The 19,883-nt window shown below is 70.2% G+C and carries 21 protein-coding genes; 17 read left to right on the top strand and 4 right to left on the bottom strand.

What is annotated here, in order from left to right; translation table 11 throughout:
• Nucleotides 1–39 precede the first annotated feature (39 nt).
• Nucleotides 40–798: a LuxR C-terminal-related transcriptional regulator gene (locus ACCP09_RS06465; protein ID WP_433743928.1), complete on the bottom strand. Its 759-nt coding sequence runs from the start codon at nt 796–798 to the stop codon at nt 40–42.
• Between the two features lie 41 nt (nt 799–839).
• Between ACCP09_RS06465 and ACCP09_RS06460 the strand changes: the two genes are divergently transcribed.
• From ACCP09_RS06460 to ACCP09_RS06405, 12 genes are all read left to right on the top strand, one after another.
• Entirely contained in the window at nt 840–1,379 is a 540-nt protein-coding gene (locus ACCP09_RS06460; RefSeq protein ID WP_433743926.1) for a hypothetical protein, read from the top strand.
• Nucleotides 1,380–1,626: 247 nt separating this feature from the next.
• A complete protein-coding gene (locus tag ACCP09_RS06455) occupies nt 1,627–2,292 on the top strand; it encodes an SDR family NAD(P)-dependent oxidoreductase (RefSeq protein ID WP_433744146.1) in 666 nt (221 codons plus the stop codon).
• The gene (locus tag ACCP09_RS06450) at nt 2,293–2,379 is read left to right on the top strand and encodes a hypothetical protein (RefSeq protein ID WP_433744143.1); all 87 of its coding nucleotides are present in this window, start codon (nt 2,293–2,295) and stop codon (nt 2,377–2,379) included.
• Between the two features lie 29 nt (nt 2,380–2,408).
• A complete protein-coding gene (locus ACCP09_RS06445) occupies nt 2,409–3,377 on the top strand; it encodes a beta-ketoacyl synthase N-terminal-like domain-containing protein (RefSeq protein WP_433743923.1) in 969 nt (322 codons plus the stop codon).
• 136 nt (nt 3,378–3,513) lie between these two features.
• A complete protein-coding gene (locus ACCP09_RS06440; RefSeq protein WP_433743920.1) occupies nt 3,514–4,626 on the top strand; it encodes a CaiB/BaiF CoA transferase family protein in 1,113 nt (370 codons plus the stop codon).
• Between the two features lie 246 nt (nt 4,627–4,872).
• Nucleotides 4,873–6,423, top strand: a complete 1,551-nt coding sequence (locus tag ACCP09_RS06435) for a serine hydrolase domain-containing protein (RefSeq protein WP_433743917.1) — start codon at nt 4,873–4,875, stop codon at nt 6,421–6,423.
• A gap of 43 nt (nt 6,424–6,466) precedes the next feature.
• Entirely contained in the window at nt 6,467–7,684 is a 1,218-nt protein-coding gene (locus ACCP09_RS06430) for a serine hydrolase domain-containing protein (protein ID WP_433743914.1), read from the top strand.
• A 156-nt stretch (nt 7,685–7,840) separates the two neighbouring features.
• Nucleotides 7,841–8,458: a TetR/AcrR family transcriptional regulator gene (locus ACCP09_RS06425; protein ID WP_167499114.1), complete on the top strand. Its 618-nt coding sequence runs from the start codon at nt 7,841–7,843 to the stop codon at nt 8,456–8,458.
• A gap of 39 nt (nt 8,459–8,497) precedes the next feature.
• Nucleotides 8,498–9,463, top strand: a complete 966-nt coding sequence (locus ACCP09_RS06420) for an amidohydrolase family protein (protein ID WP_027935226.1) — start codon at nt 8,498–8,500, stop codon at nt 9,461–9,463.
• A gap of 81 nt (nt 9,464–9,544) precedes the next feature.
• Entirely contained in the window at nt 9,545–10,288 is a 744-nt protein-coding gene (locus ACCP09_RS06415; protein ID WP_027935227.1) for an SDR family NAD(P)-dependent oxidoreductase, read from the top strand.
• A 29-nt stretch (nt 10,289–10,317) separates the two neighbouring features.
• The gene (locus tag ACCP09_RS06410) at nt 10,318–11,178 is read left to right on the top strand and encodes an SDR family NAD(P)-dependent oxidoreductase (RefSeq protein WP_433743909.1); all 861 of its coding nucleotides are present in this window, start codon (nt 10,318–10,320) and stop codon (nt 11,176–11,178) included.
• Between the two features lie 112 nt (nt 11,179–11,290).
• On the top strand, nt 11,291–12,778 hold the full coding sequence (locus ACCP09_RS06405) for an SDR family NAD(P)-dependent oxidoreductase (protein WP_433743906.1): 1,488 nt from the start codon (nt 11,291–11,293) through the stop codon (nt 12,776–12,778).
• An 11-nt stretch (nt 12,779–12,789) separates the two neighbouring features.
• Here ACCP09_RS06405 and ACCP09_RS06400 read toward each other — a convergent pair whose 3' ends face one another.
• Nucleotides 12,790–13,872, bottom strand: coding sequence for an acetyl-CoA acetyltransferase (locus tag ACCP09_RS06400; protein WP_433743903.1), 1,083 nt, complete (start codon nt 13,870–13,872; stop codon nt 12,790–12,792).
• 92 nt (nt 13,873–13,964) lie between these two features.
• On the opposite strand from ACCP09_RS06400, the gene ACCP09_RS06395 reads away from it, so the two are divergent.
• Genes ACCP09_RS06395 through ACCP09_RS06380 form a run of 4 tightly spaced genes read left to right on the top strand, consistent with a single transcriptional unit; the run spans nt 13,965 to nt 18,975 of the window.
• A complete protein-coding gene (locus ACCP09_RS06395; protein ID WP_027935230.1) occupies nt 13,965–14,849 on the top strand; it encodes a branched-chain amino acid ABC transporter permease in 885 nt (294 codons plus the stop codon).
• A complete protein-coding gene (locus ACCP09_RS06390) occupies nt 14,842–16,629 on the top strand; it encodes a branched-chain amino acid ABC transporter ATP-binding protein/permease (protein ID WP_433743900.1) in 1,788 nt (595 codons plus the stop codon). The genes ACCP09_RS06395 and ACCP09_RS06390 overlap by 8 nt, the downstream gene beginning before the upstream one ends.
• A complete protein-coding gene (locus tag ACCP09_RS06385) occupies nt 16,629–17,399 on the top strand; it encodes an ABC transporter ATP-binding protein (protein WP_433743897.1) in 771 nt (256 codons plus the stop codon). The genes ACCP09_RS06390 and ACCP09_RS06385 overlap by 1 nt, the downstream gene beginning before the upstream one ends.
• A gap of 1 nt (nt 17,400) precedes the next feature.
• Complete coding sequence (locus ACCP09_RS06380; protein ID WP_433743894.1) at nt 17,401–18,975, top strand: AMP-binding protein; 1,575 nt, start codon at nt 17,401–17,403, stop codon at nt 18,973–18,975.
• Here ACCP09_RS06380 and ACCP09_RS06375 read toward each other — a convergent pair.
• A complete protein-coding gene (locus ACCP09_RS06375) occupies nt 18,947–19,360 on the bottom strand; it encodes a hypothetical protein (protein WP_433743892.1) in 414 nt (137 codons plus the stop codon). The genes ACCP09_RS06380 and ACCP09_RS06375 overlap by 29 nt on opposite strands.
• Complete coding sequence (locus ACCP09_RS06370; RefSeq protein WP_433744140.1) at nt 19,341–19,637, bottom strand: TetR family transcriptional regulator C-terminal domain-containing protein; 297 nt, start codon at nt 19,635–19,637, stop codon at nt 19,341–19,343. The genes ACCP09_RS06375 and ACCP09_RS06370 overlap by 20 nt, the downstream gene beginning before the upstream one ends.
• A gap of 118 nt (nt 19,638–19,755) precedes the next feature.
• On the opposite strand from ACCP09_RS06370, the gene ACCP09_RS06365 reads away from it, so the two are divergent.
• Complete coding sequence (locus tag ACCP09_RS06365) at nt 19,756–19,878, top strand: SDR family oxidoreductase (RefSeq protein ID WP_433743889.1); 123 nt, start codon at nt 19,756–19,758, stop codon at nt 19,876–19,878.
• Nucleotides 19,879–19,883 lie beyond the last annotated feature (5 nt).

Below are 19,883 nucleotides of genomic sequence, written 5' to 3'. Positions count from 1 at the left end.
CTTGTGAGATTCAGGCAGCTGCGGTGCGCCGGAGCTGCCCTACAGGATGTTGTGCTCGTACGCGTACCGCGCAAGCTGGGTGCGGTCGCGGAGTCCGAGTTTTCGCAGCATTCTCGACACGTGAGTCTTGATTGTCGATTCCGCGAGGGTCAGCTCGCCGGCGATCTCGATATTCGATCGCCCTTGCCCGATCAGTCGGACGACGTCCAGTTCTCGCCCACTCAGGACGGCCGCACCCGGCCTCTCTTGTGTCAAGTCTGCGGTGTTTGATCGAAAGTGTTCAAGTAGAGACTTGGCGAGGGCCGGAGATACCCACGCATGACCCGAAAGTACCGCTGCGATTGCGCTCAGCAGCTCGCTCGTGCCCAATCTGTCATCCACGAACCCTACGGCGCCGGACCGGGCTGCAGCGGGAAGATCGACGAGTTCGGCCGGACCTGAGGTTAACAAAATTGACGAGGTCGAGCCAAGAAGTGGTAGAATCCGTTCATCGAGTCGGTTGTTGTGCGAGTACGTGTGCAAGTGGATGACGACGACGTCGGGGCTGGAATCATTCAATGCTGCGCTCAGCTGCTCGTAGCTGAGGTCAGTTTCGCCGATGAGGTGGAGATCGGTGGCTCCGTCTAACAGTTCTCTCAACGCCTGCCTCAACAGTGACGACTCGCTCGCTATCAGAAGTCTGCGACGAGGCTGAACACCTGCTACCGGCGAACTTTGAGTACCAACGGTTTTTTGAGTTCCAAGGGTTTTTGCAACCGCGCGCGTAGCCGATTTCATCGCGAGGCGATGACCAGTCATGTGTCAAATCTCCGACCCAGATCGTTGTCCCAGAAGTGCACATGGCGGGCAGACTGAAGATCGACGGCTGTCCGGTGCTCCAAAGCGTCGTCACCCCAGTGCGCTACACCGCGCCGAATGGTTCAATGGTGGACCCTGTAGCACGCCCGGGAATCGGCCATTCGAGTGAACTTGCAATTGGCGATACGCAAATTGCATCGGCGGTCGTCGAGGGCCGGCTTGGCGCGCGTGGGCGAGTTCGCCATGCCAGGCATGCTGGCCAATCGACGCTGGATCGGACAGCCGATCCGTATCGCCCAATCGCGGGTAGCTGGCTCCTCGAGATCGACATCTGCGTGGAACGGGTTCCGACGAGAATGGCCGATGGCCTCGGCAACACCGCCACCTATGGACTGGGCAACCAGCGCCGCAAGACCAACCGGCCCGCCCTCTACGGGCAGGCCGGCGGCAGCGCTGATGACGGCCTCTCACAGCACGCGGACCGGGCCGTCTGCGAGGGTGACGCCATGGCGGACCAAGGCAGCCCCTCCGCCATTGCCGGGCCTCGTCGACCGTCGCCGCCCGGTGTGCGGTCGCGGTGAGCAGCGTGTGCCAGATCGCCCGGTCGGGGATCTCGGGGTTGCCGACGGTGGTCAGGAGTTTGACGTCACTCTCCTCGGCTGCCGGGAGCGTGACATCGGCCGAGTGCGGCCGCGATCGCGGGTTCGCTCGAGGAGAGCGCGTCATCGGACAACACTGGCCAACCGGGATGTCCGCCATTGAGCGGTGGTGCGCTGGTCTGCCTGGGCGGACCGGTCGGCAGAGGGTCACTCCGCCCGTTGATCCTCCATTCGGTGCCGGCTACGGCGGCCGCAGCCGGGAAGACCTGTTCGCCGACCGGGACGCGATCGCCAAGGCGAGCGCTTCGAAGGGCAGGTCGCGCTCGTCACCGGTGGTGGCAGCGGAATCGGGCTGGCGGTCGCCGAGGTCCTGGCGGCAGGCGGCGCGTCTGTCGGGCTGTTCGGCCGGAACCTGGAACGCCTGCGCACGGCGGAGAAGAAGATCGTCGCAGCCGGTGGTGAGGCGACGGCCTGCGCCGGTGACGTGCGGGACCTGGATTCGGTGCAGTCCGCGGTCGCCGAGGTGGAGCAGCGGTACGGGCCGATCACCTTCGCGGTCAACGCGGCGGGTACCGGGGTGGGGCAGAAGTACCTGTGCGACGAGGACGAGGAGTCCTGGCTGCGCACGATCGACACCAACCTCAACGGGTCCTTCCGGTTCTGCCGGGCGGTGGTGCCGGGGATGATGCACCGCCGGCGCGGATCGATCGTCCTCGTCTCGAGCGCGGCCGGTAAGCGCGGAGTTCCCGCGAACACCGCGTACTCGGCCTCCAAGTGGGGCCTCAACGGCCTGGTCCGGTCGCTGGCGCTGGAGGTGGGATCCGCACACGTGCGGGTCAACGCCGTCTGCCCGGGCTTCACCGACACCGAGATGGTGCGCGGCGAAAGCCTCTAGGTGGCCGAGATTACGGCCTTCCTGCTCAGCGATCACGCCCGATCGATCACCGGCCAGTCGTACTCCATCGACGGCGGCCTGCCCTGACCCGAGCGCACTCACGAACTGGAGCCGTGATGTTCCCGACCCAAGGCGCCTGGAAACCCGTCACGGTACGGGGAGCCGGTTTCGCGTTGCCCGGTGCGGGCCGCCCGTGCCACGACTACAAGGAGTTCGCCGATTCGGTGATGGCCGGATCCTGCGCCATCACGCCGTTCGAGCTGGCGGGGACACCCATCCGGGTCGCCGGTCAGGTGCCGGGCACCGGGGCGGAGACCCTGGACCTACCCGATCGCCTGGTCTCGAGACTGCCGCGGGCGAGCAGGCTGGCGCACACCGCGGTGGCCAACGCACTCGACCACGCCGAGCTGACGGCCGCCGAGATCAGCCGCCGGGACGCGGTGCTGATCGTGACGTCGTTCCAGTTCGCCCTGCAGGAGACGGCTGTGCTGCTCGACCGGTTCGCCGATGCCGGTCCGGCGGGCGTCACCTTCGATTACTGGTCCAAGGTGGCGCCGGGCAGCATCGCTTCCGGGTTGTGCACCAACCTCGGGCTGGACATCCCCACCCTGACGCTGACGGGCGGGTGCAGCACCTCGTTGCGGGGGTTCGAGCTCGCCGCGAGCATGGTCGCGCGGGGCGAGGTCGAGTACGCGGTCGTCGTGGGTGCGGACACGATCCTGGAGCCGCTCTACCTGTCCGCGACGGGTTACGCCGGCCGGTCCGGCCACCGCGCTTCATCCATTTCGGACGATCCGGCGGACGTCCGGCCGCACGACGCGGTGCAGACGGGCAACGCGCCGGCGGAAGGTGCGGCCGCCTCCGTGCTGACGTCCATCCGGCAACCGGCGGCGGGGTGGACACCAGCGTCGAGTTCATCGGGTTCTCGTCCCGCAACGGTGGCGGCAACTCGTGCCGACGACGCGGCGCTCACGCTGTCCTCGCAGGAAGCGTGTTACGGCCACCGGCCCGGCGTGGCGGGGCGCCCCCACCGCGAACCTGGTGAACCCCTATCCCCGCTTGCCCGCGCGCGCTCTGGCTGGTAGTTCCGAGCGGATTGCCGACAATGGCCGGCGGACGGCGATGACGGTGGGCCTTTCCGGTGGCGGCGACACGACGTCGCTGCTGCTCCGGCTCGCCTGAGGTGCACTCCCGCCGGCCGGACCGAGGAGGAGGACAGCCGTGGCGGGACCGTTGTGCGGGTTGCGCGTTCTGGAGCTGGGAGGGATCGGCCCGGGGCCCCACGCGGCCATGCTCCTGGCCGATCTGGGGGCGGAGGTGGTCCGTGTCGAGCGGCCCAGGGGTGGTCTGCGTGTGGTGCCCGAGGGCGCCGCTGACTGGCTGCTGCGGGGGCGGCGCTCGATCTCGGCCGACCTGAAGCAAGCGGAGGGACGCGACCTCGTGCTCGCGCTCGCCGAGAAGGCCGATGTGCTGATCGAAGGCTTCCGGCCGGGGGTCGCCGAGCGGTTGGGCGTCGGCCCGAAGGAGTGCCTGGACCGCAATCCTGGCCTGGTCTACGGCCGCATGACCGGCTGGGGGCAGGACGGGCCACGGGCCGACCGGGCCGGGCACGACATCAACTACCTCGCCGTGACGGGCGTGTTGAACGCCATCGGCACGGCCGGCGCGCGTCCGACGCCGCCTCTGAACCTGGTCGGGGACTTCGGTGGTGGATCGCTGTACCTCGTCCTGGGCGTCCTGTCGGCGTTGTGGGAACGCGGGCGCTCGGGCAGCGGGCAGGTGGTCGACGCGGCGATCGTCGATGGCGTCACGTCGCTGGCGCAGGGGGTGTGGGCACTGCGCGGCGTCGGCCAGTGGCGGGACGAGCCGGCGTCGAACCTGGTCGACAGCGGTGCCCCCTTCTACGACACCTACCGGTGCCGCGACGGCCGGTACGTCGCGGTGGGTGCGATCGAGCCGCAGTTCTACGCCCAGCTCGTCGACGGGCTCGGACTGGGCGACGCCGATCTGCCGGAGCAGCTCGACCGCTCCGGGTGGCCGCGTCTGCGGCAAGTCTTCCAGCAGGCCTTCGAGACGCGGAGCCGTGACGAGTGGGCCGAGCGGTTCGCCGGCGTCGACGCGTGTGTCACACCGGTGCTCGACTTCGCGGAGGCGGTCGAAGAACCGCAGCTCGCCGGGCGCGGCACGATCGTCGAGCTGGGCGGGGTCCGCCAGGCCGCGCCGGCGCCGAGGTTCTCCCGCAGCGCACCGGACCTCCCAGAGGCACCGCGAAAGCCAGGGGCGGACACCGAGGCCGTGTTGCGGGCTTGGGGCGTGCGTCACCCGGCTGGGTGAATCCGATCTGAGGCGGACGAGACCCGTCACCTGTTCGAGCGGGCGGCATTGCCCCTGTCCGCCGGTTCCATTATGAACGTTCATACAGCTGAGGCCAGCCGCGCCACGTGGGCGTACTTTGCGAGCCCCACTTCGTACGCAGGCCCTCACCTGAACAGCCGTATATGAACGATCGTTGACAACGGCCGGTCTGGTCGGGTTGAGTACCCGGCCAGACCGACCCTGTCAGGAACCGGAGAGGCATCGATGAAGCTGTCACTCTCGCGCCGGTGGGCCGTGCTCGCCGGTGTGCTGACCGCGGCGCTGGTCGCGACCGCCTTCGCGGCGGTCGCTCCGGAGCGCGCCACTGCCGCGAGCGGAACCAGGTGCGCGGACGCCGGCGACCGGTACGAGACCGCGCGCCCCGAGCAGGTCGGTCTCGATCCCGTCACCCTTGGACACGCGCTGAACCTCCTCTCGGTCAACGGGTCCGAGACGGTGCAGGTCTACCGGCACAACTGCCTTGTGGGGACGGGGATCTTCGACCCGCTGCTCGGTGACGTACCGGGCAACAACTGGAGCCAGACCAAGACGATCACCGCCCTGCTCGCCGGCCGGGCCGCCACCCTCGGCCTCCTCTCCGTCGACGATCCGATCGGGAAGTACCTTCCGCCGGGCCTTGGGGACGAAGCCCACCGGGCCGTCACCGTCCGCCAGTTGCTGACCCAGACCAGCGGCATCAGGGCGAACTGGACACGCGAGCTGAACCTCGCGATGCCCGACCGCGTCCGCGAGTTCCTGTCCCTGCCGTTCGACCACCAGCCCGGAACCTTCTACCGGTACTCGCAGACCGGGCCGTCCGTGGTGGCCTACGTGGTGCAGCGCGCGGTCGGTGAGGACCTCCAGGACTTCGCGCAGCGCGAGCTCTTCGGCCCGGTCGGCATCCCCCGCGCCCACTGGTTCTGGCTGCGGGACCGCGCAGGCAACACCGACGGCTGGTCCAACCTGTTCCTGCCCGGACACGACTTCGGGCGGATCGGTCAGCTGCTGGCCAACAACGGCACCTTCCACGGAAAGCGGCTGATCTCCGAGAGCTACCTCCGCGAACTGCGCACGCCGAGCCCGACCAACCCCGGCTACGGCTACCTCACCTGGCTCAACGCCGGCCCGTACTGGATCACCCCGTCCGCGTTCGCGTCCACACGCAACCCGGCGCCGATGATCGCCAGTGCTCCCGCCGACATGTACTTCTCCTACGGGTTCTTCGGCCAGCACGTCTTCGTGATCCCCGGGCTGGACATGGTGGTGACCCGCTCGAGCGGGACGCTCAACTGGCCACCGAGCCGGCTCGACGCGGGCGATCCGCTCACTGCCGTCGCGCCGGGCCAGACCACCCGCGTCGAGTACGAGTTCTTCCGCCTCCTGACGCAGTCCGTCGTCACTCCCCGGCAGCCGGCTCCGCCGCCCTACGTCGCACCGAAGCCGGGTGCGGTCGACCCGAGCCTGTTCGTCAGCGTGCCCGACAACCTCGCGGTGGCGCAGCTGGGCCCGAACGCTCCGAAGGGCTGCACGATCTTCGGGTGCGGCGGAAAGCTGGCCGCGGCCGGCACCATCCGGTCCCTGATGGACGTTCCGCGCACCGGTTTCGCGGCGCTGACCGCTCTTCCGGCCGGCACCGCGCAACTGGCGCGGCAGGTGCCCGATCTGTTGCCGCGCCTGCTGGACGGCTGGCAACAGACGGCACGCATCGCGGGTGAGCAGCTTCCGGCGGCGCTTCCGGCGCTGCTGGCGTCCCTCCAGCAGTCGGTTGGGGGATGAACACGGGGCGCACGACGGAGTGCGTCCGAGGAAAGGAAGTCCGATGATCGGTGGTAGCTGTGCGGAAGGGTTCTCGCGCGTTCGCGAGGAGTTCGAGCGAAACTTCGCCGACCGCGGGGAGGTGGGCGCCTCGGTCTGCGTGATGATCGACGGCGAACCGGTGGTGGACCTGTGGGGTGGCGTCGCCGATCGGGAGACCGGCCGCCCGTGGGAGCAGGACACCGCGAGTGTGATCTTCTCCTGCACCAAGGGGGCGACCGCGCTGTGCGCACACGTGCTCGCGTCCCGCGGGCAGCTGGACCTGGCCGCGCCGGTCGCCCGCTACTGGCCCGAATTCGGCCAGTCGGGCAAGGAGGACATCACGGTCGGAATGCTCTTGACCCACCAAAGTGGACTTCCGGTGATCAGCACGCCGTTGCCTGACTGCGCCTTCTTCGACTGGGACCGGATGATCGCCGCTCTCGAGGTGGAGAAGCCCGCGTGGGAGCCCGGAAGCAGGCACGGTTACCACGCCCTGACCTTCGGCTGGCTGGTCGGCGAACTGGTCCGGCGCGTGTCCGGCAGGTCGCTCGGCGAGTTCTTCCAGCAGGAGGTCGCCGAGCCGCTGGGCCTCGACTTCTGGATCGGGTGCCCGGAGGAGGTCGAACCGCGGCTCGCGCCGATGATCTTCCCGGAGCCGCGGGAGGGCGACGAGCCGTCGCTCTTCATGACCATGGCGGCCACCAAGCCGGAATCCATTCCCGGTCAGATCTTCGCCAACTCCGGCGGGTACATGCTGCCCGGGCCGACCGGGTTCGACTCCCGCGAGGCGCACGCTGCCGAGATCGGGGCCGCGGGCGGGATCAGCAACGCCCGTGGCCTCGCCGGCATGTACGCGCCGCTGGCGTGCGGCGGCGGCCTCGCGGGGGTGGAACTGGTGGACCGGCGCGCGCTGACGCGGATGACGACGACCATGTCGGCGGGGCACGACGAGACGTTGCTGATCGGCAGCCGGTTCTCGGCAGGCTTCTTCCGGTCGATCGACAACCGGCACCGTCCCTACGGCTTGCGCGACAGCGTCATCCTGTCCCAGGACGCCTTCGGCCACCCCGGTTTCGGCGGCAGCATCGGCTTCGCCTCGCCTGCCGACCGCATGTCCTTCGGCTACACCATGAACAACATGGGGCCTGGCACCCTGCTCAACGAGAGGGGGCAGAGCCTGGTCGACGCCGTGTACCGCTCGCTCGGCTACACCGATGACAGCGCGGAGTTGTGGTGCTGATCCGCGTGTGCCAGGTCACAGGTCGTCGTGTCCGCGGGTTCCGGTAAGGTTGGCGACGCGGTCGATGTATGAACGATCATACATCCCGGTGGCGGGGCCCAACTGGCCCCTGCCACCGGGCGTACGGCCCATATGCACGGAAGTCGGTGGGAAGCGATGGGGACGCCGGTCAGGTCGCGGAGCAGGAACGGGCAGCACCCGCGGGTCCGGCTACAGGAGGCGGGCACGCGCCTGTTCTACAACAAGGGGTTTCACGCGACGTCCGTGCGGGACATCACGGAGGCCTGCGGCCTCACCCCCGGCGCGCTCTACAACCACTTCGGCTCCAAGGAAGAGCTGCTGTACTCGATCATCATGGACGGGCACGCCGCGCTCGACCGCATGCTCGACGCGGTCCGCGCCGACGCGCCCGCGCCCGAGCGCCTGCACGGCTTGATCGAGGCCTTCGTGCTGCACCACACGCGCTACCGCAAGGAAGCCGTGGTGGGCGACGAGTGGCGCGCGCTCGACGAGGAACACCGTGACGAAGTGCGCCGGCTTCGGCTCGGTATCCGGGCCAGGGTCTCCGATGTCATCCGCGAAGGTGCCGCGGCAGGCGCCTTCGAACTGCCCAAGGTGCCCAATGGCGACCCGGTGCGGATGGCCGCCACTGCCGCGCTCGACATGTCCTTCCGGGTGGCCGGCTGGTTCAGTCCGGACGGCCCGGTGTCGGACACCGCGTTCGCGGCCTTCTACGCCGATCTCGTCCTCCGTTCGATCAGCAAGGTTCGCTGAGACCGGTCCCGGCCTCTTCGCGAACCGGAGAGGTGATGCATGACCGTCCACCCGCACCCGATCGTCGACATGTCGGGCATGGTGCTCGACCGCGACTGCTGGCGTGCCTACCTCGGCGGGTTCGCCGAGTACGCGCCGGACTACTTCCATTTGTTCGGCCAGCGGCTCGCGGTCACCGCGGGACTCGACCCGCGGGACTTCGCGGCGGCGAGCAAGGATCCAGACGCCGCGCTCGACCTGCTCCTGGCGAGCCCCGCGTTTGATCTAGACCTCGACGCCTACGTCGCCCGGCTGGCGCGGGAAGGGGTGCGGCACCAGGTCATCCACTCGAGCATGCGGCCGCTGCCGGGCGGCGGGATGGTGAGCGACCGGATCGCGGAGTTCGCCGCGCGTCATCCCGAACGCCTGCAGGCGTGGGCGAGTGTGAACCTCGCCGATCCCGGCGCGGCGATCGCGGAGGTGCGGCGCTGCGTGCTTGAACTCGGTATGCGCGGGGTGTCGGTGACCCACTTCCTGGACGTCGCCGAGCCGTTGTCGGAGGGCGCGCACGAGTTCTACCGGACGGTGAGTGAGCTGGGTGTGCCGCTGTGGGTGCACACCGGGCACAACCTGTCGACCCGAGTGCCGATGAACTGGTGTACCTGGCGGGAGGTGGACGAGATCGCGCGGCGGCACCCCGACCTGGTGGTGATCGCCGGGCACGGCGGCTGGCCCTGGGTCCTGGAGATGATGACGCTGTGCCAGCGGCACCGCAACGTCTACCTGGAGTTCTCCACACACCGGCCGCGTCACATGACCCGGCCCGGATCCGGGTGGGAGCCGTTGCTCCTGCACGGTGCTTCCACTGTCCGGAGCAAGATCCTCTTCGGGGGGATCGAATGGGTGCACGGCATGACCACCGGTGCACTGGCCGCTGAAGTGTCCGCGCTTGCGCTCGACGAGCGCACCAAGTGCGCGTGGTTGCACGACAACGGTGCGCGCCTGCTCGACCTCGATCCGAGCTAGGCCGGCCGGGTGCCGCGTCTTGACCGGACAGGCCTGCAGTCATAAAAATGAACGTTCATACACAAGGAAGTGGAGTGGTTCATGAACCTCGCAGGACGTGCCGCGCTCGTGACCGGGGCCGGACGTGGGATCGGCGCGGCGATCGCCGAACGCCTCGCCGCGGGCGGCGCCCGGGTCGCGGTAAACGATCTGGATGCCGAGGCCGCCAAGGCGACTGTCGAGCGCATTCAGGCCGGGGGTGGTGACGGGGTGGCGCTGGCCGGCGACATCGCCGACACCTCCTTCGCCCGCGAGCTGGTCGCCACTGCCGCCGACCAGCTCGGCGGCCTGGCGGTCCTGGTCAACAACGCGGGCACCATCCACCGCCTGCCGCTGCGGGAGCAGACCGAACAGCACTGGGACCGGGTGATGGACGTCAACCTCAAGGCGCCGTTCGTGCTCAGCCAGGCCGCGGTCGATCACCTCGCCGCGTCCGGGCACGGCGCGATCGTCAACATCTGCTCGGTCGCGGTGATCGGGTTCTTCCGCCAGATCGCCTACGACGCCTCCAAGGGGGGCCTGCTCACGATGACTCGGTCGCTGGCCGTCGAACTGGGCCGGGAAGGGATCCGGGCCAACGCGATCGCGCCGGGGTTCATCGACACCGACACCGGGCACGCGGCCGATCTCGGCCGGATCGGGGAGAAGACAGTGGCGACCCTGCCGTTGAGCCGGACCGGGCAGCCGGACGAGGTCGCGGGCGCCGCGGTCTGGCTGGCGTCGGACGAGGCGCGGTACGTCACGGGCCAGGTGCTGTTCGTCGACGGCGGCTGGGTGCGGAACTAGTCATGGCGACGGGAAGGGAACCAACGAGCATGGGAAACACTGACGCTGCGCGGCTTCATGGGCGGGTCGCGCTGGTGACCGGTGGCGCCTCCGGCATCGGGCAGGCGACCGCGCGGCGTCTGAGCCGGGACGGCGCGACTGTCGTCATCGCCGACATCGACGGCGAGGGAGCCGAAGCGGTAGCCAAGGACATCCAGAACGCCGGCGGTCTGGCCGAGGCGGTGCCCTGCGATCAAACCGACCCCGACCAGGTAGCGGTGTTGTTCGAGCGGCTGCAGCGGCACGACCGGCTCGACATCTGCGTGGCCAACGCCGGCTGGGGACGCTTCGGCGCGTTCCTGGAGATCCCGGAGAAGACCTGGCGCCGCACGTTCGAAATCAACGTGACCGGGACGTTCCTCATCTGTCAGGCCGCGGCGCGCCGGATGGCCGAGCTGGGCAACGGGGGAGCGATCGTGGTGACCTCGTCGTCCGGGGCCGTCGAACCGGTAGCCCTGTTCACCGCCTACTGCTCGGCCAAAGCCGCGCTGAACATGATGGTGAAGATCATGGCTTACGAACTGGGGCAGTTCGACATCCGCGTCAACGCGGTGATGCCGGGCGTTACGGAGACGGCGATGACCGGTGGTCTGCTGGCGACCGGGGCACGCAGCTACAACGAGGCCGAGTCGCCCCTGGGCAGGCTCGGCAAGCCAGAGGACATCGCCGGTGCGGTCGCCTACCTCGTGTCCGACGACAGTGGTTACGTCAACGGCGCCGCCTTGCTGGTAGACGGCGGTGGCAGCGCGTACAACCCGGGCTGGTTCGGCACCGACTTCCGGCGGCGAGGAGAAGCGTCCTGGATCCTCCGGCACGAGCAGGTGCCGGTTCAGGAAGCCGGAAAAGCCTGACACGGCGGTACTTCCCGTCACGGCCCGCGGTTCTCAAGGGGTACTCGCGGGGCGATGACCGCGGGCCGGGACGGCCGTAGTTTCGCGATATGCGCTACTGCGGAGGTGTCCCATGACGAGTACCAGCACGGCACCGTCCCGGACGGTGTCGCTGCGGCCCTGTTCGGCGACGATCGAAATCGATGCGCCGCGCAAGACCGCTGCGCTCGGCGCGGTCAACGCGATGCTGAAGCGAGCCGGGTTCCGGACCGTCACCGCCGGCACGGGCGCGGCGGCGTTCTGTGCGGTCCAGGTGGAGAACGCGGCGTTCGGCGTGCACGGCAGCGGTGGTTGCCTGCGTCGTTCGGTCGTCCTGGAAGCTGCGACCCGGATGGCCCGGTCCGGTGGTGGCCGGATGGTGCTCGTCACCGACGCCCTACCGTGGCCGGCTGGTTCGGCTCACGTCGAGCGCTCGGCGCGGCAGAGCGCGGATCTGCACTGGTGGCAGCAACTCGCCTCCCGGGTGGCGCCGCACGGCGTGCGGATGAACGCCATCCGCATCGGCTACGCGCCCTTTCTCGGCCACTCGTTGCCCCAGCCGGCGGAGGCGGTGCTCCACGCGCACCAGGTGGTCCGCCGCCCGGTGACCGAGGCTGACCTGCAGGCGGCCCTGACACTGCTGCTCAGCCGTGGCCTGAACGCGATGGTCGGGGAGGTGCTGCCGCTCGACGGTGGACTCGAGACCGGGATCGTGCCGGTCAGTGCCACCGGTACAGCCAAAGTGGACGGAAGCACGGTACCGCCGGCGCGACCGTGGTCCCTGGACGGGCGGACGGTGCTGGTGACCGGAGGCAGCAGCGGGATCGGTGCGGAAGCCGCTCTCGAACTGGCCAGGCGGGGCGCCGACGTCGTGCTCGCGGCACGGCGGCTCCCCGAGCTGGACGAGGTGGCGGCGGCGATCCGGGAGCACCTGGGGCGGCGGGCCTGGACGGTCCGCGCCGACCTGTCCCGCGCCGGCGCCGCCGACGACCTGGTCGACGAAGCCCTGCGCCAGGCCGGCGCGGTGCACGACTTCGTGCACGCGGCCGGCGTCCTGCCGCGGGACGACCAGCCCGAGGCGCGGCGGCACCGCGAAGAGGCCTACCGGATCAACGTCCTGTCCTTCGCCGACGCCGTGGAAAGGCTCGCGCAGCGGTGGGTTTCCTCCGGTCACCGCGGCAACATCGTCGCGGTCTCGTCCACGAGCGCGCAGACCGCGCCGGTGCCGGGGTTGTACAGCTACGGCTCGGGCAAGGCCGCGGTCGCGCAGCTGAGCACGCACCTGGCGGTCACGCTGGCGCGCCACCGGATCCGGGTCAACTCCGTGCTGCCGGGCATTGTCCGCACCCCGATGACCGACACCGCCGATCCAGCGTTCGTGACCGCGTCACTGCGGCGGATCCCGTCCGGCCGGCTGTGCGATCCGGAAGACATCGCCGCGGCGGTGGCTTACCTGGTCAGCCCGGCATCCGCGATGGTGGACGGAGCCCAGCTGCGGGTGTGCGGCGGCTGGGCGACCTTGCGATCACTGCCCGCGTTCACCCCCGGAGGCGAGCAGCCCGTCTCCGCGGCGTTCGCGTGATCGGAAGCCGGTCACCCGGTGACCACGAAGCTCACCGCCGTGCTGCAACTGCCCCCGACGTTGAGGGTCGCGGCGGTGCGTGCCCCCGGTACCTGGTAGTCGCCGGCGGTTCCGGTCACCTGCCGGTGCGCGTCCAGCAGCATCCGGACTCCGGTGGCACCCACCGGGTGCCCGGCGCCGATCAGGCCGCCCGACGGGTTCACCGGCAGGCGCCCGTCGAAGTCGATGTGGCCGTCCTCGATGGCCTGCCAGGCTTTCCCGGGATCGGTGAGTCCGAAGTGGTCGATCGCGACGTACTCGGTGATCGTGAAGCAGTCGTGGGTTTCGATCACGTCGAGCTCTTCCGGTCCACGCACGCCGGCCCGGCCGTAGGCGTCGGTGATCGCTTGCCGGACGTTCGGGAACAGGTAGCGCCCCTCGTGGGTGAACTTCGCGCTCAGGGGTAGTGGTGCGGTGTGGTGGCCCCATCCGCTGATCTGGCTGGCCCTGCGGCCGGGCGACCCGCCCTGCCAGGCCTCGGTGAACCGGCTGCCGGCCAGCACGATCGCGCTCGCCCCGTCGGTGATCCGGCCGCAGTCGCTCCTCCGGGTGCGGCCGGTGACGATGGGGTTGGCGATGTCGTCGGCGTCGAAGTGGCCGGGTTCGGCCGTCCAGTCACGGGTCTGTGCCAGCGGGTTGCGGCGGGCGTTGCTGCGGTTGAGCTCGGCGATGCGGTTGAGGTGGGTTTGGTCGAGCCCGTACCGGCGGTCCACCTCCTGGCTGATGCGGTCGAAGAGGTGCGGCCAGGGCAGCTCGCCGGAATCCAGTTCCTCGGGTGTCCACGCCGCGGAGCCGAGGTTGCGTGCCGCTTCCTCACCCGCGACGTTGCGCATCAGCTCGACCCCGACGACGAGGACGACGTCGTACCGCCCGGCCTCGATCTCCGCCATCGCGGCCAGTGCCGCGGCACTACCGGACGCGCAGGCTGCTTCGTGCCTGCTGGTGGGCAGCATGGCCCAGGCCGGGGTCAGCATCGGGATCATCGCGCCGAGGTGCGACTGCCCGGCGAAGCGCTCCCCGCCGAAGTTGCCGACATGCGCGGTGTCGATGTCCACTGTGGAATCGGTGACGACGCGATCGCCATCGCGACGCTGCTCTCGGCCCGGGACGAGGCGTCCGCGGGCGGCATCTTCCGGGAGCTGGCCTCGTGAACCCGGTCAGCGAGGTCCTCGTCCCCGGGCTGACGTTCGGCAGCCTGTACGCGCTCGTCGCGATCGGGTTCAACGTGCTCTACCGGCCGACGAACGTGCTCAACTTCGCGCAGGGCGACCTGGTGATGGTCGGGGCGATGCTGATGGCCGCGACCGGCCTCGGGGGCCTGCCGTGGCCGATCGCGCTCGTCTGCGTGGTGGTGGTCGTCGGCCTGGTCGCGCTGCTCGAGGAACGGCTGGCCGTCGCGCCCGTGCTGCGCCGGTCCAGTCACGCCGCGGGCTGGGTCATCACCACGCTCGCCTTCTCGCTGGTCCTGAGCCAGGTCGCGGGCCGGATCTGGACCGCGGAACCGCGATCGGTGGCGCCACCCGAGCCGTTGTCCCTGCGGCCGATCGACTTGCTGGGGCTGCAGATCAGCAGTTACCAGCTCGTGGTGATCGGCGTGGTCGTAGTGCTCGTCGTCGCGCTCGAACTCGGGGACCGGACGCGGTTCGGGTGCGCGGTGCGGGCGGTCGCCGCGGACCGCGACGCGGCGCGGCTGCAGGGGATCCGGCCGGACCGGATCGGCCGCATCTCGTTCCTGGCCGGGGGCGCGCTGGCCGGGCTCGCCGGGGTGCTCGCCGCACCGCTGCTGCTGGCGTCGGTGACCATGGGGTTCGGCCTGCTCATCCGCGGGTTCTTCGCGGCCATCGTGGGCGGCGTCGGCGACCACCGGGGCGCGCTGGTCGCGGGCTGGCTGCTCGGCGTCGTCGAAGCTGCCGGGGCGCGTTACGTTTCGCCGGGCATGCAGACCGCGGTCCTCTTCGGAGTCGTCGTGGTCGTCCTGATGGTCCGGCCCACCGGGCTCCGGCGTGCGGGCGGGGTGCTGCGCCATGTCTGACGCGACACTGGCCGCACGACGGCCTTGGGTGGCCGGCGGGCCGCGGGCCAGGGCAGCCGGGATCGCGCTCGCCGCGGGGGCCGCGGCGGCGTTGCCCCTGGTCGCCGGTGACCCGTTCGTCGTGTACCTGGCGACGCTGGTGGGCATCTACGTCCTTGTCGCGATGGGGCTGAACCTGCTGTTCGGCTACGCCGGGCAGGTCTCGCTCGGCCACGGCGCGCTGGTCGCCGTCGGCGCCTACGTCGCGGCGGTGCTGACCACGGCGCACGAGTGGTCGTTCTGGGCCGCCCTGCCGGTCGCGATGCTCGGCGCGGGACTGGTCGGCAGCCTGATGGCGTTGCCCGCACTGCGCCTGAGCGCCTGGTACCTCGCCCTCATCACGCTGGCGTTCGGAATGGTCGTCAACGGCCTGCTGGTCGAGATGCGGGCGATCACTGGTGGCTTTTCCGGGATCTTCGGCGTGCCGCGCCCGGAGGCAGGCGGGCTGCCGCTGGACGACGCGGGCTTCTTCTGGCTCGTGCTCGCCTTCGTCGTCGTCACGTACTTGGTGCTGCGGAACCTGGTGCGCTCACGAGTCGGCCGCGCGCTCATCAGCGTTCGCGATGCCGAGGAGGCGGCCCGCTCGGCGGGCGCGAACACGGTGCGGCTCAAGGTGTTCGCGTTCTTCCTCAGCGCGGTCCTCGCCGGCGCGGCGGGCGCGTTGCTCGCGGGGCTCAAGGGCATGGTGACACCGGACGACTTCACCATCGACTTCTCGGTCTTCTTCCTGCTCGTGGTGATCGTCGGCGGGGCGGGACGGCTGGGCGGTCCGGTCGTCGGCGTGCTGGCGTTCTTCGTGCTGCCCGAGTTGCTGGGAGCGCTGGCCGAATGGCGCCTGCTTGTCTACGGCGCGGCGTTGCTCGTGGTCGCGGTCTACGCTCCGCACGGGATCGCCGGCGCCTGGTCGCGCTGGTGGCGCTCCCGCCGGCCCCCGGCCCCGGTGGCCGGGTGCTTCCCGGATCCGCCCCGGCCGCCGCGGCGGGACGCGCTCAGCCTGACGGCCCGTGGCCTGGTCAAGGGTTTCGGCGGCGTCCGTGCCCTGCGGTCCGCCGATCTGGCGGTACCCGCCGGCACCATCCACGCGGTGGTCGGGCCCAACGGGTCCGGCAAGACCACTCTGCTCAACACCATCACCGGCTACGTCCGCGCCGACGACGGCACCGTGCGGCTCGGAGGGCGGGCGATGGCCCGGCGGTCGCCCGACCGGATGGCCCGCGCCGGCGTCGGCCGCACTTTTCAGACGCCGCGCCTGCTGCCGGAACTGAGCGCGCTGGACAACGTCCTCCTCGGCGCCTACGCGCGGGAGCGGTCGGCCGCGGTGGTGATCGCGGCGGGCCTGCCGCCTGCCCGCCGGGAGGTCGCCGCGCTCACCGCAGAAGCCATGGCCTACCTGCGGTTCGTCGGGCTGGGCGACGTCGCGGGGCAGCAGGCGGGTGCGCTTCCGCACGGCAAGCAGCGGCTGCTGGAGATCGGCCGCGCGCTGATGGCCCGTCCGAGCCTGCTGCTCCTCGACGAGCCGGCCGCCGGCCTGTCGATGACCGAACTCGACGCGCTGGGACGGCTGTTGCGGGAGATCCGCGCCGACGGCGTCACCGTCGTGCTCATCGAGCACCACATCGAACTCGTCGCCGAGGTGGCCGACGCGGTCACGGTGCTGCACGAGGGCGCGACGCTGCTGTCGGCGCCGCCGGCGACGGCCCTGACCGACGACCGTGTTCTCGACGTCTACCTGGGGCGCTGATGACTCCTCTCCTCGAACTGTCCGGGGTCACCGCCGGCTACGGATCGGCACCGGTGGTCGAAGACATCACCCTGGCTGTCGAGCCGGGCCAGGTCTGCGCGCTCGTCGGCGCGAACGGGGCAGGCAAGAGCACGCTCCTCGGCACCATCTCCGGTCTGCGGCACCCCAGCCGCGGCCGGATCACCTTCGACGGAGCCGACCTGAGCCACGCGGCGCCGGAGACCGTCGTGCGACGGGGACTCGTGCACGTGGCGGAGGGACGGCGCATCTTCCGCGGGCTCACCGTGCGGGAGAACCTCGACCTCGGGCTGTGGCGGTCCGGTCTCGGCAAGCCGGAGCAACGCGACCGGCTGGACCGGGTGCTCGGGCTGTTCCCGTTCCTGCGGGCCCGCCTGTCCGCGCAGGCTGAAGTACTCAGCGGTGGTGAACAGCAGATGCTGGTCATCGGGCAGGCCCTCATGCGCGAGCCGCGGATGCTGCTGCTCGACGAACCCTCCCTCGGGCTGGCGCCGGTGATGGTCGACCGCGTTTTCGACACGATCGAGGTGCTGCGCGCCGAAGGGCTGAGCCTTCTGCTGGTCGAGCAGGTGGTCGAGCGGGCGCTGAGCATCGCCGACCGGGGTTTCGTGATGCAGAACGGACGCATCGTCGCCGAGGGGCCCGGTCCGGACCTGCTGCGCGGTCCCGGCTTGCGCCAGGCGTACCTGGGGGCGTTCGCTGGGGGGAGCCCGTCCGGCGACCCCGCTGATCCGACGGAAGCGAGGCAGTGACATGGACTGGTGGAGTTCGGCCGTGCCCGGGCCGGAGGAGTGCGTGCTGGGGCTGCTGTTGCGGCGGCACGCCCGCGAGCGCGGGGACACCGTGCACGCGGTGTTCCAGGACGGCAGCCGCTGGACCTACGGCGAGACCTGGCGGGCGGCCAACGCGGTTGCCCGTCAACTGGCCGCGCTCGGCGTCCGGCACGGCGACCGCGTGTTGTCCTGGCTGCCGAACGGTCCGGACGCGCTGCGCGTCTGGTACGGCGCCAACCTGCTCGGCGCGATCTACATGCCGCTCAACCCCGCCTACCGCGGCGGTCTGCTCCAGCACGCGATCCGCTTGTCCGGCGCCAGGGTGATGGTCGCTCATCCGGACCTGGTACCGCGTCTGGCCACGCTGGAGGGCGGGCAACTGGACCACGTGGTGCCGCTGACCAGTCGCAAGTGGACGGACGCCGGACCGGAGGTGGTTCCCGAAGCGCCGATCCAGCCCTGGGACCCCTACGCGATCATCCTGACGTCCGGGACGACCGGGCCGTCGAAGGGCGTGGTGTGCTCCTACACGCACGTCGCCACAACCGCCGCGGCGGCGTTCGACGAACGGTTCGGGGAGCAGGACCGGTACATGATCAACCTGCCGCTGTTCCACGCCGGCGGCACGATCGGCTGCTACGCGGCGTTGCTGAAGGGCGCGTCGATCGCGGTCGTCGACCGGTTCGACACCGCCCGCTTTTGGGACCTGGTGCGCACGACCGGGACCACCCACGTGACCCTGCTCGGCGTGATGGCGACCTTCCTCGCCAAGCAGCCGCCCGCGCCCGGCGACCGCGACCACCCCCTGCGGCACGTGTTCATGGTGCCGTTGAACGACGACGTGGCCGGTTTCGCCCGTCGCTTCGGCGTCCGTGTGACGGCGCTGTTCAACATGACCGAGACGTCGATCCCGATCATTTCCGAGGACGATCCGACGACCCCCGGGACCTGCGGCCGGGTTCGCCGCGGCGTGCAGGCACGGCTCGTCGACGAGTTCGACCGGGAAGTCCCCGACGGGACGCCAGGCGAGCTGGTGCTGCGCACCGACCGGCCCTGGGCGATGAACTCCGGCTACTGGGGCATGCCCGAGGCGACGGCGGGAGCGTGGCGGAACGGCTGGTTCCACACCGGGGATGCCTTCCGCCGCAGCCCCGACGGCGAGTACTTCTTCGTCGACCGCGTCAAGGACGCGATCCGGCGGCGCGGCGAGAACATCTCGTCGTTCGACGTGGAGGCGGAGATCCTGGCCCACCCGGCGGTGCGCGAAGCGGCGGTCGTCGCCGTGCCCAGCCCGCACGGCGAGGACGACGTGCTGGCCGTCGTCGCACCGGTCGAGGGGGCCGTCATCGATCCGGCGGAGCTGCTGGCGTTCCTGTCCGACCGGATGGCGCACTTCATGGTGCCGCGCTACATCCGGGTGCTCGACGAGTTGCCCAAGACGCCCACGAGCAAGATCGAAAAGCACCGGCTGCGGTCGGCCGGCGTCACCGCAGACACGTGGGACCGGGAGGCCGCCGGGCTACGGGTCAAGCAGGAGCGAATCGCTCAACACTGATGGGCGCTGCCGCACCGGCCGTGCGCAGCGCGAGCACGGCGAATTCGTCCGCGAGGTCCGGCACGCTGAGGTGGCCGCCGGGGTGGTACCAGCGGCCCACCTCGGTCCACGTGCTCAGCAGCACCTTCGCGAGCAGGGCGTTGTCGGTCGTCGGCTGGAAGACGCCGGTGCGGATGCCGCGTTCCAGCAGCCGCTCGACGAGGTGACCGAGCCGCAGACGGCTGCCCCGGATTTCGCTGATGGCCCGATCGTACAGCTTGGATAAACGCTCGTTGCCCGCAGCAGCCGCCCAAGCGCCTCGGCGGGACAGGAGCGAATCTGAAGCGCGTTCCGGTAGGTCGAAATCTTGCGGAGTCGCACGGGGGTCAAGAAGGTACAGGTTCAAAACCCTGTCCGTCACGATTGCGCTTGCTGACGGGCCGGGTTCGGCGATGAGGCCTTCCATCGTCTCGAGATCGCGTTAGGAATTCGATTCCTTGCCTGACGGCGATCAGGGCGCGTGCGGTCGACTCCGGGTCGATGTCCTCGTCGATCTCGCCGCTGTCGCGCGCTTCGGTGATCCGCCGGTTGAACAGGGTGAGCGTTTCGCTGTAGAGCCGGCACGCGCGGGTGCGCATGTCTTCGTCCTGCGCACTCAGCGCGGCGACGCTGTTGGCCATCAGGCAGCCCTGCGGAGGGCAGCTCCATGCGGCCGCCCTCGTCGAACGTGTCGGCCGATGTGACGCCGTGCCACGGGCTCGGGTTCGCGGTCACCGCCTCGCGCCGGCCATGCTCGGCGTCATGGCGACGGACCGGTACGGCGCCGCGGCCGAGGTCGCCGCCTTCGTCTCCTACCTCGCCGGACCGGAAGCCGCGTACATCACCGGCTCCAGCCTCAACATCGACGGCGGATTCACCGCGTAACCCGG

The sequence above is a fragment of the Amycolatopsis sp. 3B14 genome (assembly GCF_050958625.1).
In the GTDB taxonomy this organism is placed as follows: domain Bacteria; phylum Actinomycetota; class Actinomycetes; order Mycobacteriales; family Pseudonocardiaceae; genus Amycolatopsis_E; species Amycolatopsis_E thermoflava.
This window is presented reverse-complemented; position numbering and strand designations above follow the sequence as displayed.

Excerpts from the sequence above, each read along its gene's own strand:
- ACCP09_RS06430 (WP_433743914.1), top strand. The coding sequence starts at position 6,467 with ATGATCGGTGGTAGCTGTGCGGAAGGGTTCTCGCGCGTTCGCGAGGAG.
- ACCP09_RS06445 (WP_433743923.1), top strand. The coding sequence starts at position 2,409 with ATGTTCCCGACCCAAGGCGCCTGGAAACCCGTCACGGTACGGGGAGCC.
- ACCP09_RS06415 (WP_027935227.1), top strand. The coding sequence starts at position 9,545 with ATGAACCTCGCAGGACGTGCCGCGCTCGTGACCGGGGCCGGACGTGGG.
- ACCP09_RS06380 (WP_433743894.1), top strand. The coding sequence starts at position 17,401 with ATGGACTGGTGGAGTTCGGCCGTGCCCGGGCCGGAGGAGTGCGTGCTG.
- ACCP09_RS06405 (WP_433743906.1), top strand. The coding sequence starts at position 11,291 with ATGACGAGTACCAGCACGGCACCGTCCCGGACGGTGTCGCTGCGGCCC.
- ACCP09_RS06385 (WP_433743897.1), top strand. The coding sequence starts at position 16,629 with ATGACTCCTCTCCTCGAACTGTCCGGGGTCACCGCCGGCTACGGATCG.
- ACCP09_RS06410 (WP_433743909.1), top strand. The coding sequence starts at position 10,318 with ATGGGAAACACTGACGCTGCGCGGCTTCATGGGCGGGTCGCGCTGGTG.
- ACCP09_RS06390 (WP_433743900.1), top strand. The coding sequence starts at position 14,842 with ATGTCTGACGCGACACTGGCCGCACGACGGCCTTGGGTGGCCGGCGGG.
- ACCP09_RS06435 (WP_433743917.1), top strand. The coding sequence starts at position 4,873 with ATGAAGCTGTCACTCTCGCGCCGGTGGGCCGTGCTCGCCGGTGTGCTG.
- ACCP09_RS06465 (WP_433743928.1), bottom strand. The coding sequence starts at position 798 with ATGACTGGTCATCGCCTCGCGATGAAATCGGCTACGCGCGCGGTTGCA.
- ACCP09_RS06420 (WP_027935226.1), top strand. The coding sequence starts at position 8,498 with ATGACCGTCCACCCGCACCCGATCGTCGACATGTCGGGCATGGTGCTC.
- ACCP09_RS06425 (WP_167499114.1), top strand. The coding sequence starts at position 7,841 with ATGGGGACGCCGGTCAGGTCGCGGAGCAGGAACGGGCAGCACCCGCGG.
- ACCP09_RS06365 (WP_433743889.1), top strand. The coding sequence starts at position 19,756 with ATGGCGACGGACCGGTACGGCGCCGCGGCCGAGGTCGCCGCCTTCGTC.
- ACCP09_RS06460 (WP_433743926.1), top strand. The coding sequence starts at position 840 with ATGGCGGGCAGACTGAAGATCGACGGCTGTCCGGTGCTCCAAAGCGTC.